The organism is Maricaulis sp., assembly GCF_048268525.1.
GTDB lineage: Bacteria > Pseudomonadota > Alphaproteobacteria > Caulobacterales > Maricaulaceae > Maricaulis.
This window is the reverse complement of the sequence record NZ_JBLWVH010000016.1, coordinates 68,669-81,996: the sequence shown is the minus strand read 5'-3', so window position 1 is coordinate 81,996 and position 13,328 is coordinate 68,669. Positions and strand designations below refer to the sequence as shown.

The following is a 13,328-nucleotide window of genomic DNA, read 5'->3' as shown; positions in this document are numbered from 1 at the left end:
TGTTCCAGGATGCGGGCGGCACGGGCGGCGTCGCGCGAGGTGAAGGTCATCTTCTCCCAGGCGTCGATCATGTCGCGGCCGTCAAAGGCGGTGATGTCGATATGTTCAACCGGGTTGGACAGCAACTCGGCCTTGCGGTTCGATTGGTCGCTCATGTCTGTTTCCTCAAGCGCGCCGTTTCAGGCGCGGGCGGCGCCGGCGGGCGCGGGCAAAATTGATGACCGTGGCGCCGTCGTCTTCGGCCAGGTCGGGTTGTGCTTCGAACATAGACGGCCACGGCATATCCTCAACTGCAACGCGTTCGATGGTGCCGAAGCCATTGAAATCCGTGGCCAGCGCGGTGCCATAGGCGCCGAGCATGCCGATCTCGATGACGTCACCCTCGCGGATATCGGCGGGCAGTTCGAACGGGCCGGGAATGGCATCGAGGCTGTCGCAGGTCGGTCCGAAAAAGCGGAAGGACGCAGTCTGCTCGCCGCTGTCATCATCGGACGGGCTGACGCGCGGGCGGTGCAGGCGGACCGGGAAGGGCCATTTGGCGTGGGCGGCGTCGAACAGGCGGCCATAGGCGCCGTCATTGAGATAGAGGGCGTCACCCTTGCGCAGCTCGACGCGGGTCAGCACCGACTCGGCCTCGGCTACCAGGGCGCGACCGGGCTCGCACCACAGGTCGGCATTCTCCAGCACCATCATCTCTTCGAAAGCGTCCTCGATGGCGGCGACATAATCGTCCATCGGCGGCGGCTGCATGCCCGGATAGATCGACGGGAAGCCGCCACCGACATCGACAATATCGACGGTCACACCGGCCTGAACGATCAGGCGCGAGGCTTCCATCATCGCCGAGCGATAGGCTGAAGGCTGCATGCACTGGCTGCCGACATGAAAGCTCACACCCAGCTCGAAGGCATGGGCGCGCGCCGTACGGATCAGCTCGGCGGCCTCATAGGCGGGCACGCCGAACTTGCCGGCCAGCGAGAACATCGCGCCGTCATTGGACACTGCCAGGCGTACGACCAGCGTGACATCGTCGGCGTGATTGGTCTCTTCCAGGATCTTGGCCAGCTCGGCTTCGCAATCGAGCGCAAAGATGCGCACGCCGAACTCGTAATAGGCACGACGGATCGACTCACGGCTCTTGACCGGATGCAGGAAAGCCATGCGGCTGCCCGGGCAATGCTCCGCCACCAGCTGGATTTCCGGGATCGAGGCGACGTCGAAAAAGCGCGTGCCGGCCTTGTGCAACGCCTGGAGGATCCAGGGTGCGGGATTGGCTTTCACGGCGTAGAGGACTTCGCCCGGGAAATTGTCCTGGAACCAGCGTCCTGCTTCGGCAACACGGTCAGGACGTACACAGACGACCGGACTTTCTACGTGCCGCGAACGGACCAGGTCCAGGGGAGTATGGTACGTGTGCAATTCACGTGACCCCCTGCTCGTTGTTAACCCAATCCGGCATCGTCACCTCCGCCGGGAAAATCGCGATTAAAGTCAATTTTTGGGTGTGTAAAGCGGGAAATTTGCAACGGCTGAAATTTTGCTCCGGCAGGGCGGTCTCCCAACCGATGGCGACCGGAATTCCCGTCGCCATGAGGTCTTGGTCACACCCGCTGCGACAAGCATCCAAAACAAATCCGTACCCGGATTGAAGTTCAGAATTCATCTGTCCAATCAAACATTTCGGGCAATCCCGTAATGGGTGTAAATGAAGTGTTACATTCCGCAATGTCACAAAAAATTCAATCACCAATACTTCGTCAGTGACCGATTTGCCACCACGGCGATTCTGCCAACTGGGACAGTATCTAGCGGGTCACAGATGATGCCTGCACTACCGATTGTGGGCGCTGCAGGCTCTGCTCGGTTGCGAGTCCGGTCAGAGGTGTCACGCCGCCGTTACAAAGCTGATGTTTACCCGCCCCTCGAGTGATCGGGGTGGAATGGGTCCCCCCGGTCGTCAGTGAAATTCATTCCTTTTCCGGGGGACTTCAATGTCGGTGAAGAACAATTTTCGAAAGCTTCTGCTTGTCTCCACGTCGTGCGCGTTTTTCGCGGCGTGCGCGGATACGTCCATTTCCTCGCCTGGTAATACCAATGTCGGCACGCCTCCGGGCACCGGCGGTGGTGGCGGCGGCGGCAGCCAGACCACGATCGACCTGATCCCGGCTGGCGGCTGCGGCACCGGCTCGGTGCGCGAGACTTCGGTCACCAATGGCGACATTACGATCAACGCCTGCGAGATCACCGGCAATATCACCTCCAACACGACGATCGCGGCGAATGCCGGCGTGATCATCACCGGCCCGGTCTTTGTCGGTGTCGATGGTGGCGGTTCGGTGACCCTTGAAATCGGCGCAGGCGCAACCCTGTTCGGTTCAGCCGGTTCTGACTATCTGGTTGTCGCGCGTGGCTCGCGCCTCGAAGCGGTCGGCACCTCGGACGCGCCGGTGGTCTTCACATCGCGCCAGGACATTGAAGGCACAGCCGGTCCGCTCGATCGCGGCCAGTGGGGCGGCCTGATCATCAACGGCTTCGCACCGATCAATGCCTGCATCGACGGCACCGCGACTGGCGGTACGGCGGGTTGTGAAAAATCGGGTGAAGGGTCTTCCGGCCTGTTCGGCGGCGACAATCCGGCCGATGACAGCGGCATCCTGCGCTATGTCCAGGTCCGTTATGCGGGCTTCCTCATCAACAATGAGGACGAGCTCAACGGCATTGCCTTCCAGGGTGTCGGTTCGGGCACCGAAGTCGATTACGTCCAGGTCTCCAACAATGCCGATGATGGCGTCGAGATGTTCGGTGGTACGGTGGATGTGAGCCACCTGGTCCTGACCAATATTCGCGATGACAGCTTCGACTACACCGATGGCTGGATCGGCCGCGCCCAGTTCGTGCTCGTTCGCCAGTCCGGCGACGACGCCGACCAGGGCTTCGAGTTCGACAATCGCGGTTCCAACAACACGCTGCTGCCGCGCTCCAACCCGCGCATCTCCAACTTCACCCTGATCGGTGAGCGCAACGCCGCCGAGTCCGACCAGGGCATGCTGCTCCGGGCCGGTACCGCCGGTGAGCTCTATAACGGCATCGTGGTCGATTTCGGCGAGGATTGCCTCGACATCGACGACCAGGAAACCTTTGACCGTATCGGCGCCAGCGGCGCTGCCGGTGACGAAGACATCATCATGCAGTCGATCGTTCTCGATTGTACGACGAATTTCGACGAAGAAGCCGGTGACACCACCGACCTCTCGACCTGGTTCCTGGGTCAGGCCAACAATGCCGAGATCAACAACTCGATGTCCGGTGTCTTCCCGGGCCCGATCGAGCAAGCGGTCACGGCCTTCGACATCAATGCGTTGGACAACTGGTTCACCGATGTCGACTATATCGGTGCCTTCTCCGGTTCCGAAACGGACGCTTCCAACTGGGCAGCCGGCTGGACCTACAACCTGTTCGCCGATCCGGGTTGCCCGACGGGCACCACCGAATCCGTTGAGGTCATCAATGGTCAGCGCATCTGCCAGATCACCGGCAACCTGACCTCAGACCTGCGCCTGACGCGCGGCTCCATGTATGAGCTCGTCGGACCGGTCTTCGTCGGTGTTGACCGCGGCCCCGATCCGGCCAGCCCGCTGCCGTCCGGTATCGAAGTCGAGCTGACCATCGATCCCGGTGTCACCGTTTTCGGTTCGGCCGGTTCCGACTATCTCGTCGTCCCGCGCGGTTCCACGATCCGCTCGAACGGTACCCGCACCGCACCGGTCACCCTGACCTCGCGTTCGGATGTCGAGGGCACGGTTGGCGCCAATGACCGTGGCCAGTGGGGCGGCCTGATCCTCAATGGTCGCGCTCCGATCAATGCCTGTATCGACGGCACCGCCACCGGCGGCACCGTGGATTGCGAAAAGTCGGGTGAGGGGTCTTCCGGTCTCTTCGGTGGCGCCACGCCGACCGATGACTCGGGCAACATCTTCTACACCCGCCTCCTGTACGCCGGCTTCCTGATCAACAACGAAGACGAGCTCAACGGCATCGCCTTCCAGGCTGTCGGTTCGGGCACCGAAGTCGACTACGTCCAGGTCCACAACAATGCCGATGACGGCGTCGAAATGTTCGGCGGCGCGGTTGATGTGAGCCACCTGGTCCTCACCGGTATTCGCGATGACAGCTTCGACTACACCGATGGCTGGGTTGGTCGCGCTCAGTTCGTGATCGTGTCCCAGTCCGGCGATGATGCCGACCAGGGCTTCGAGTTCGACAATCGCGGTTCCAACAACACCCTGCTGCCGCGCTCCAACCCGCGCATCTCCAACTTCACCCTGATCGGTGAACGCGGTGCAGCTGAATCGGACCAGGGCATGCTGCTCCGGGCCGGTACGGCGGGCGAGCTCTACAACGGCATCGTGGTCGACTTCGGCGAGGACTGCCTCGACATCGACGATCAGGAAACCTTCGACCGTATCGGCGCCTCCGGTGCCGCTGGTGACGAAGACATCATCATGCAGTCGATCGTTTTCGATTGTACGACGAACTTCGATGAGAGCGCCGGTGACACCACCGATCTCTCGACCTGGTTCCTGGGTCAGGCCAACAATGCCGAGATCACCCACACGATGACGGGCTTCGCCTTCATCCCGGGCAATACCGGTGTCGTGCCGGGCGCGACCGAACAAGCGGTCACGGCCTTCGACATCAATGCTCTCGACAGCTGGTTCGTCGATGTCGACTACATCGGCGCCGTCGAAGACGCCAACGACACCTGGTACCAGGGTTGGACCTTCCGTCGCACGCAGTAACGCAATTGCCTGAACCGGCCGGCCCTCGGGTCGGCCGGCGAAGGCGCATGTCAATCGCAGTCACATGGTGATGAAGATGAAAACCACTCGATTTGCGCTCTCGGCTGCGTTGCTGGCGTCCACGACGCTCGTGCCGGTCGCAGCCCTCGCCCAGGACGCCGATGAAGATGTCATCGAAGTCCGCTTTCAATACATTCCCGACGATCGCCGGGTGACGTCGGAAGTTGCCGCGTCCCTGTCGATCGACGACCTGGAAACAACCGGCGACAGCGACCTCGCTTCCGCCCTGGTCCGCGTCACCGGCCTGTCCACGGTCGGTGGCCGTTTCGTGGTCGTTCGCGGCCTCAACGAGCGTTATTCCAACACGCTGCTCAACGGCTCTCCGATGCCGTCGCCGGAACCTTTCCGCCGCGCAGCCCCGCTCGACATCCTGCCGACCAACGTGCTCTCCAACGTCCTCGTCCAGAAGACGTTCTCGCCGGAATTCCCGGGTGAGTTCGGCGGCGGCGTGATCGGCATCGAAACCGCATCCCTGCCGGATGACCGCTTCTTCAGCGTCTCCATCGGCGCCAGCGGTGACACGGTCACGACCGGCAATCACGGCCTCACCTATGGCGGTTCCGATACCGACTGGATGGGCTATGACGACGGTCTGCGCGACATGCCGGACGAACTCGCGGCGGTGTTCGACACCACCCGCGTCGGCAATAACCTGCCGGCCGCCCAGCAGCAGGCCATCGGCCGCTCGCTGGTCAATTCCGAACTCTGGGTCGTCCAGCAGATCGATACCGATGCCAACGGCTCCATTTCGATGGAAGCCGGTGAGCGTTTTGACTTCGAGAACTTCTCGCTTGGTCTTTTGGTCGCCGGCTCGTTCTCGAACGAGTGGGAGACCCGCGAAGGTCAGCGCGGCAAGGGCGCCATCGGTGCCGGTGACGAGCTGATCTACGAAAACGGTCCGCCCAGCGAAGACCGTTCAGGTCTGGCCCCGGTCGGCGAAGGCATCAACAACTTCTTCGGCACCGAGAACGAGATCAACGCCTCCGGCCTGATCTCTGTCGGCGTTGACTTCTACAACGACCACTCGATCAGCTTCCTGTCGATGGCGCTGCGGTCCACCTCGAAAGAGGCCCGGATCGAAGAACAGTACAATGCCGGTTCGTCCGCCGTTGTGCGTGGTGACTACACCGAGTGGTTCGAGCGTCAGGTGTTGTTCAACCAGCTTCGCGGTGAGCACCTGTTCGAAAGCCTCGGCGGCCTGTCACTCGACTGGCGTTTGTCCGATGCGACGGCGACCCGCGACGCGCCCTACCAGCGCTTCGTGAATTACCAGTACGAGGATGTCCCGCAGGCCTACCGCTATGAAGGCGACATCAACGACAACTTCACACGCTTCTCGGAAATCGAGGACAACACGCAGGATGCCGGTTTTGATGTCACCCTGCCCGTGGCAGTCGGCAGCTTCGATGTCGAACTCAAGGCCGGTTACTCAAACACCAGCCGCGAGCGTGATGCCTATACCCGCCAGTTCGCCTTCGAGCAGGGTTCGGACGGTATTCCGGCCGACCTCCTGTTCTCGCGCATCGACTATATCTTTGCCGAGCAGAACATTGTCGACGAGCGTCTGCGTCTTGTCGAAACCGGCGGCCTGACCTTCCCGGAAGCCTATACTGGTACGCTGGATGTCGAAGGCTATTACGCCGGTCTGGATGTCGGCCTGACCGATTTCCTCCGCGCCGCTGTCGGGGCTCGCTTTGAAGACGGTACCCAGGAAGTCGACACCTACGCCTTCCCGGCCAGTGCGGCTGATTCGGGCCTGGTCGAAACCCGGATCGAAGAGGACTATGTCCTTCCGGCCCTGACCCTGACCTGGACTTTCGCTGACAACCTTCAGCTCCGTACCGGTTACTCTCAGTCGATCGCCCGCCCGCAATTCCGCGAGCTGGCCTTCGCCGAGTTCTTCAACACCGATACGGACCAGCGCTTCCAGGGCAACCCGTTCCTCGTGAACACCGAAATCGAGAGCTATGACGCGCGCCTGGAGTATTACTTCGGCCGTGACCAGTTCGTGACCGTCGGTGCCTTCTACAAGGTGCTGGAAAACCCGATCGAGGAATACATCATCCCGATCGGTGATGGCCTGAACACCTCCTTCATCAACGCGCCGGAAGCGACGTTGACGGGTGCGGAGTTCGAGTTTGAGAAGTCCTTCGACTTCTCGGATCGCTGGGACGGTGCTTTCTTCAATGACCGTGAATGGTTCATCAAGACGAACTACACCTACATCCAGTCTGAAGTGACAGCCGACGGTACGGTCACGATTGCCCAGGGTGCCTTCGGCAGCCCGTCGGCGATCGAGCTGAACGCCGCCGGCTTCGTGCAGGACGGTCGCGCCCTTCAGGGTCAGTCGGAGCACCTGTTCAACCTGCAGGTCGGTTTCGAAACCTTTGACGGTCGCGCCCGCGGTGCCCTGCTGTACAACTTCACCGGTGAGCGGTCCCGTGCCGTGGCCAACCTGTCGGACAATCTCCCCGAGATTTCCGAGCAGCTGCCGGCCTCGCTCGACTTCGTCTACTCCCGCACGCTCGATCTGGGCGGGAATGACTGGGACTTCGGTTTCTCCGTCCGCAATATCCTGGGCGAAGACTATGAGGCGACCCAGTCTGCCGGCGGTGTCGAACTGCCGGTCGATACCTATGATATCGGGACTTCGCTGAGCTTCTCTGTCAGCCGGACCTGGTAGCGGAACAGGGCGGGGCGGACCGGTGGTTCGCCCCGTTTTCCACGACCAAACGATATACCGCGAAACGTCGTAAAACTAACCGCGAAACGTCGTAAAACTGACGTACAGCGCGTGTATCCGAAGTCATCCCTGACGGATTGGCCGCCCCTGGCGCGTTTGATGTCGCGGGGCGTGCAGACGGGCGCTGGATTCGATGACGCAAACACCAAGCACCATTCGGGCGCAGCGCGGTCGCAGCCATATGCCGATGATGGTCAGCCTCATGATCCGTGCCGCTGAACTGGTCCTGCTTGTCGCCCTTGCATTTGTGCTCGCGCGGATGATCTGGCTGGTCGCGTTCGGCGCCAGTGCCGGAGATTTCCGGCAGGACAGCGTCGAAACTGCCGCCGCCGTCGGCTCCGGCAGTGCCTACCAGGCTGACCTCAACCGCCTGAGCCGGACGTCCCTGTTTTCCGATCCCCGCGCGATCACGGTCGCCGACGCTGCGCCCTCGCAAGTGCCGGAAACCCGGCTCGCTCTTGTCCTGCGCGGCGTGCGCCGCGGTGCCACATCCGACACAGGCGGAGCCATCATCCAGACACCGGACAACCGCCAGCGCTTTTTCCGGGTCGGCTCGGAAATTCTTGACGGTGTGACGCTGGACGGGGTGCTGGTCGATCATGTCCGCATCAGCCGCCGCGGCATTGCCGAAGTCCTTTATCTGCGTCCTGAAACAGCCGCCGCCGCGCGCGAGGCCGGGGCCGAACCGACCGCCGCGTCCGGTCGGGCGCCGACGCCGACCGGCGCCCCCCGCCGCGGTCAGCTCGAAGACGTCGCCGGCCTGTTCCAGGTTCGCGCCCGCTATGCCGGCGACACCCTGACCGGCTATCGCATCGAGAGCGGCAATGCCGCCATGCTGTCGGTTCTCGGACTGCGCGAAACCGACGTGATTACCGCAATTGAAGGCCGGCCGGTCGCCGCGATCGGTGACCTCCAGGCGCTGCTTGACCGCGAAGGTGGCGGCACCGCCATCCGCTTTTCCATTTCCCGGGGCGGTCTGCCCCTGACCATTTCGAGGACTTTGCCGCAATGACCCTGTTTGCGAAAAACGCCCTGGTGGCCCGGTGTGCCCTGGTGATCCTGTGTGCCCTGTCTGTCCTCGTGCCGGCCCCGGCGGCCCGTGCCCAGGACCAGGTGGTCAATTTCAACCAGGCCGAGATCCAGGCCGTCATCGACGATGTCTCGGCGGTGACCGGCTACACCTTCATCGTTGACCCGAATGTGCGCGGCCGGGTGACCATTACCTCGCAGGCGCCGCTGACCTCGGACCAGTATTTCCAGGTCTTCCTGTCGACCATGCGGGTGCATGGCTACACCGTGGTGCCGACCGCCTCGGGGGCTTACCAGATCGTCCCGGACCAGGCCGGTGCGCGTTCCGCCAACCCGGTCAATTCCAACCTGCGTGGCGATCAGTATGTGACCGCTGTTGTGCGTCTGAACCATGTCGCCTCGCGCGATGCACTGGCTGTGGTGCGGCCCCTGATCGGTGCCCAGGGCAGCGTCAATGCGACCGAGACCGGTAATGTGCTGGTGATGGTCGACTATGCCGAGAACATCGCCCGCCTGCGCCAGGTCATCCGCGATCTCGACCGCGACACCTCGGTGGTGGAAATGATCGAGCTGACCAATGTCTCGGCCGGCGACATGACGCGGATCCTGGAGCAGATGCGCACCCGCTCATCGGCCGGTGAAGACGAAACGATCTTCAATGTCGCCATCGCGCCGATCCCGGCCTCCAACACCGTTCTGCTGCGCGGCAATCGTGACGCCGTTGACCGCATGATCGCGCTGGTGCGCCGGGTCGACAGTGTCAGCCAGTCGAACCAGAGCTTCCGGGTCATCTATCTCAGCCATGCCGATGGCGAGGACCTGCTACCGATCCTGCAACAGGTTGTCGACACCATGGTGGCCGGTGAGGGCACGACGCGGGCGCCATCGGTCTCGCATCATGCCCCCACCAATGCGCTGGTCATCAATGCCGAGCCGGACGTGCAACGCCAGCTTGAACTGGTGATCCGCCAGCTCGACATCCGCCGGCCGCAAGTGCTGGTCGAAGGCATCATTGTCGAGATGTCCGACAGTACCGCCCGCGAACTCGGCGTGCAGATGCTGCTGGCCGGCGGCGAGGGCGACACGCCCTTGGCGATGACCCGCTTCTCCTCCAATAATCCCGACCTTCTGGCCCTGACCGGTGCCGCGACTTCGCCGGGCGATGATGACAGTGATCTCAACGTGTCGCTGCGCGATGCCGCGATCAACTCGCTGCTCGGCGCGACCGGGGGAACGCTTGGCTTTGGTGGCCAGAACGGCAGCGGCAACCTGTTCGGCCTGGTCCTCAATGCGGTCGAGAGCGACGTCAATTCCAACGTTCTGGCCACGCCGTCGATCATGGCGCTGGACAATGAGGAAGCCTATTTCCTCTCCGGTCAGGAAATCCCGGTGACCACCGGCGAGGCGCTTGGCTCGAACAATACCAACCCGTTCCGCACGGTGGATCGTGAGGAGGTTGGTGTGAAACTGACCGTCCTGCCGCAGATCACCGAAGGCAATACGGTGCGTCTGCACATTGTCCAGGAAGTCTCTTCGGTGGCCGGCGCGGTCAATGCCGGTTCCTCCGACCTGATCACCAACAAGCGTGAGATTTCGACGACGGTGCTCGCCGACAATGGCGAGATCATTGTGCTGGGTGGCCTGATCCAGCAGGAAGACGAGGTCAGCGCGGACGGCGTGCCGGGCCTGCGCCGCCTGCCCGGTGTCGGTCGCCTGTTCCGGTCCGACCGCACCCAGACCCGCCGCACCAATCTGATGGTCTTTATCCGCCCGACCATCATCCGCTCCGAGGCCGACATGCAGGCCCTGACCGACAATCGTTACGACTTCATCCGCTCCGAGCAGATCGCCGGCAGTGCCAACGGCACCAGCTCGCTGGAATCGATCGTCGAGATGATGCTGGTCGAAATGGATGCGCCTGCCGCCACAGCGGAGGTGTCGGGTGACTGAGACCGCTGCAGCCCCATCCGCCCGCACACCTGTCACCTACGCTTTCGCTCGCCAGTCGGGCGTCGCCTACCAGCCCGCCAGCACGGCCAGCGGTGCCGACATCTTTCTGATGCGCAGTGGTGCCGACCGCCGTGCCTTGCTGGAATTGCGGCGCGTGGTGGGACGGACCTGTCCGGTGCGCGAGTGTCCGCCAAGCGAATATGATCGCGCCCTGTCGGACATCTATGCCTATTCCGGCCTCGGCGAGGACGCGATCGACAGTGCCGGCGAGAGCGATGAAAGCCTGTCGCGCCTGATCGATGAAATGCCGCGCACCGAGGATCTGCTGGACAGTGACAGCGACGCCCCGATCATCCGCCTGATCAACGGCATGATCGCCGAGGCCGTACGCACCGCCGCTTCCGACGTCCATGTCGAACCCTTCGAGGACCGGGTCTCGATCCGCTACCGGGTCGACGGCGTCCTGCATGAGACCGCCTCTGTCCCGCCCCGTCTGGCTTCGCCGCTGGTGTCCCGCATCAAGGTCATGGCCCGTCTCGACATCGCCGAGAAGCGCATTCCCCAGGATGGTCGCCTGTCGATCTCCCTCGGCGGTCAGTCAGTCGATGTCCGTGTCTCCACCCTGCCATCGCGGCATGGCGAGCGGGTGGTCCTGCGACTGCTCGACAATTCCGCTGCCCGCTTCCGGCTCGATGATCTGGGCATGCCGGCGACGATGCTGGCCGACATGAAGAAGGCGCTGGCCCAGCCAAACGGCATCATCCTGGTCACCGGCCCGACCGGCGCCGGCAAGACCACCACGCTCTATGCGGGGCTGAATCTGCTCAATGAGGAAACCCGCAATATCCTCACTGTCGAGGACCCGGTCGAATACGCTATCGACGGGATCGGCCAGACCCAGGTCAACGCCAAGGTCGGCATGACTTTCGCCGCCGGTCTGCGCGCCATCCTGCGCCAGGACCCGGACATCGTCATGGTCGGCGAGATCCGCGATGTCGAGACCGCCCGGATTGCCGTCCAGGCCAGCCTGACTGGCCATCTCGTCCTGTCGACCGTCCACACCAATTCCGCGATCGCCGCCATCGCCCGCCTGCGTGACATGGGCGTGGAGAGCTATCTGCTGGCCTCGACCCTGACTGCCATCGTCGCCCAGCGTCTGGTGCGTCGCCTGTGTGGTCACTGCCGCGAGGCCTACACGCCGGACGAGGCCGAACTCGCCCTGCTCGGCCTGAGCGGGCGGACCGATGTGACCCTTTGGAAGCCGGTCGGTTGCTCCCATTGCAAGCAGACCGGCCATGACGGCCGGACCGGTCTCTATGAGCTGGTCATGGTCGATGACACGCTGCGCAAGCATATCCATGACGATGCCCGCGAGGCCGACATGGCGGCGCATGCCTTTGCCCATCGCCCGACCCTGTTCCGCAATGGTGTCGATCTGGCCCTGGCCGGCACGACCAGCCTGGCCGAAGTCCTGCGCGTTTGCCGCGAGGAGGGTGAGCGCCATGCCGGCGTTTGAGTATGAAGCCCTTGATGCGCGCGGCAAAAAAGCCCGCGGCCTGATCACCGCCGACAGCGCCCTGGCGGCGCGTCGGGCGCTGCGCGGCCGCTCCATGGCCCCGCTGGCCATCCGTCAGGCCGAGGCCCGCTCCGGCGGAGGCAGTGGCGAGGCGGTCAGCCTGGCAGACCGGCTGCGCCGCCAGGACCTGTCTTCGCGCGAGCGCATGCTGGTGACCCGTCAGCTGGCCAGTCTGCTGGGCGCGGGAATGCCGGTCGCGGAATGTCTCGGACTGCTCGCTGATCAAGGCGGACGCCATCACATGCGCCGTGTCCTGATGGCGGTGCGGGCCCGGGTATCCGAGGGCGAGCGCCTGTCGGATGCCATGCAGGCCTTCCCCAAATCCTTCCCGGCGGTCTACCGGGCCATGGTTTCGGCCGGTGAGGTGGCGGGCGGTCTCGACCGGGTTCTGTCGCGTCTGGCCGACTATCTGGAAAAGGAAGAGGCCGTCGCCAATCGCATCACCGGCGCGCTGATCTACCCTCTGGTACTGAGCACGGTGGCCGCAGGTGTGGTGACCCTGTTGATGACCTTCGTGGTGCCGCGCATCGCCGAACAATTCACCGGCATGGGCATGACGCTGCCGGCGCTGACCCGTTTCATGATCGCGGTTTCGGGCTTTCTGACTGAAGGCTGGCCGTGGATTCTCGGCCTCGTCTTGGCGCTGGTCATCACCAGCCATATCGTCTTGCGACAGGCCAGCGCGCGCCTGGCCCTGCACCGCGTCCTTGCCGGCCTGCCCGGTCTTGGCGGTTTCCTGCGCAAGGTCGAGGCGGCGCGCTTTGCCCGCACAATGGGCATTCTGATCGAGAGCGGAGCGATCCTGCCGGACGCCTTGCGGGCGGCGGCGCGGGCGGCCTCCAACCTGGCCTTCCGTGACCGTCTGGAGCGGGTGCTGGTCGAGGTCGAGAGCGGCCGGGCCCTGACCGAAGCGCTGCGGGCCCAGTCCTGGTTCCCGCCCCTGATGCTGTTCATGGTCGCCGCCGGCGAGCGCTCCGGCGCGTTGGGGGAAATGTTCCGCCGCGCGGCCGACCAGCTCGATCAGGATATCGATGGCGCCATCGTGGTCGGCCTCAATCTTCTCGAGCCCGGGATCATCCTGCTGCTGGGCATCGTGGTGGTGGTGATCGTCCTGTCGATCCTGCTGCCCATCCTTCAACTCAACACTTTGGCCCTTGGCTAGGGAGACGTC

8 protein-coding genes and 1 pseudogene are annotated in these 13,328 nt (G+C 63.4%); 6 read left to right on the top strand and 3 right to left on the bottom strand.

Going from position 1 to position 13,328, the window contains the following annotated elements; genetic code table 11:
- The 3 genes and pseudogenes from ACN0X9_RS09900 to ACN0X9_RS09890 all read right to left on the bottom strand — a co-directional run.
- Positions 1 to 155, bottom strand: a pseudogene (locus tag ACN0X9_RS09900) (deoxyhypusine synthase); the annotation flags it as partial.
- A gap of 10 nt (positions 156 to 165) precedes the next feature.
- Positions 166 to 1,419, bottom strand: coding sequence for a type III PLP-dependent enzyme (locus tag ACN0X9_RS09895; RefSeq protein WP_417487440.1), 1,254 nt, complete (start codon positions 1,417 to 1,419; stop codon positions 166 to 168).
- Position 1,420: 1 nt separating this feature from the next.
- Entirely contained in the window at positions 1,421 to 1,663 is a 243-nt protein-coding gene (locus ACN0X9_RS09890) for a hypothetical protein (RefSeq protein WP_417487439.1), read from the bottom strand.
- A 328-nt stretch (positions 1,664 to 1,991) separates the two neighbouring features.
- On the opposite strand from ACN0X9_RS09890, the gene ACN0X9_RS09885 reads away from it, so the two are divergent.
- The 6 genes from ACN0X9_RS09885 (at position 1,992) to gspF (ending at position 13,319) form a co-directional block, all read left to right on the top strand.
- Positions 1,992 to 4,799, top strand: coding sequence for a hypothetical protein (locus ACN0X9_RS09885; protein WP_417487438.1), 2,808 nt, complete (start codon positions 1,992 to 1,994; stop codon positions 4,797 to 4,799).
- A 76-nt stretch (positions 4,800 to 4,875) separates the two neighbouring features.
- Positions 4,876 to 7,542, top strand: a complete 2,667-nt coding sequence (locus tag ACN0X9_RS09880; protein WP_417487437.1) for a TonB-dependent receptor domain-containing protein — start codon at positions 4,876 to 4,878, stop codon at positions 7,540 to 7,542.
- A 193-nt stretch (positions 7,543 to 7,735) separates the two neighbouring features.
- Positions 7,736 to 8,614, top strand: coding sequence for a type II secretion system protein N (locus ACN0X9_RS09875; RefSeq protein WP_417487436.1), 879 nt, complete (start codon positions 7,736 to 7,738; stop codon positions 8,612 to 8,614).
- Positions 8,611 to 10,581 carry a type II secretion system secretin GspD gene (gene gspD, locus ACN0X9_RS09870; protein ID WP_417487435.1) on the top strand — a complete coding sequence of 657 codons (1,971 nt, stop codon included), beginning with the start codon at positions 8,611 to 8,613 and terminating at the stop codon, positions 10,579 to 10,581. Before ACN0X9_RS09875 ends, gspD begins: the two co-directional genes overlap by 4 nt.
- Positions 10,544 to 12,097, top strand: coding sequence for a type II secretion system ATPase GspE (gspE, locus tag ACN0X9_RS09865; RefSeq protein WP_417487434.1), 1,554 nt, complete (start codon positions 10,544 to 10,546; stop codon positions 12,095 to 12,097). The genes gspD and gspE overlap by 38 nt, the downstream gene beginning before the upstream one ends.
- Positions 12,084 to 13,319: a type II secretion system inner membrane protein GspF gene (gene gspF, locus ACN0X9_RS09860; RefSeq protein WP_417487433.1), complete on the top strand. Its 1,236-nt coding sequence runs from the start codon at positions 12,084 to 12,086 to the stop codon at positions 13,317 to 13,319. The genes gspE and gspF overlap by 14 nt, the downstream gene beginning before the upstream one ends.
- Positions 13,320 to 13,328 lie beyond the last annotated feature (9 nt).

Excerpts from the sequence above, each read along its gene's own strand:
- ACN0X9_RS09880 (WP_417487437.1), top strand. The coding sequence starts at position 4,876 with ATGAAAACCACTCGATTTGCGCTCTCGGCTGCGTTGCTGGCGTCCACG.
- gspE (WP_417487434.1), top strand. The coding sequence starts at position 10,544 with ATGCGCCTGCCGCCACAGCGGAGGTGTCGGGTGACTGAGACCGCTGCA.
- ACN0X9_RS09875 (WP_417487436.1), top strand. The coding sequence starts at position 7,736 with ATGACGCAAACACCAAGCACCATTCGGGCGCAGCGCGGTCGCAGCCAT.
- ACN0X9_RS09890 (WP_417487439.1), bottom strand. The coding sequence starts at position 1,663 with ATGAATTCTGAACTTCAATCCGGGTACGGATTTGTTTTGGATGCTTGT.
- gspD (WP_417487435.1), top strand. The coding sequence starts at position 8,611 with ATGACCCTGTTTGCGAAAAACGCCCTGGTGGCCCGGTGTGCCCTGGTG.
- gspF (WP_417487433.1), top strand. The coding sequence starts at position 12,084 with ATGCCGGCGTTTGAGTATGAAGCCCTTGATGCGCGCGGCAAAAAAGCC.
- ACN0X9_RS09885 (WP_417487438.1), top strand. The coding sequence starts at position 1,992 with ATGTCGGTGAAGAACAATTTTCGAAAGCTTCTGCTTGTCTCCACGTCG.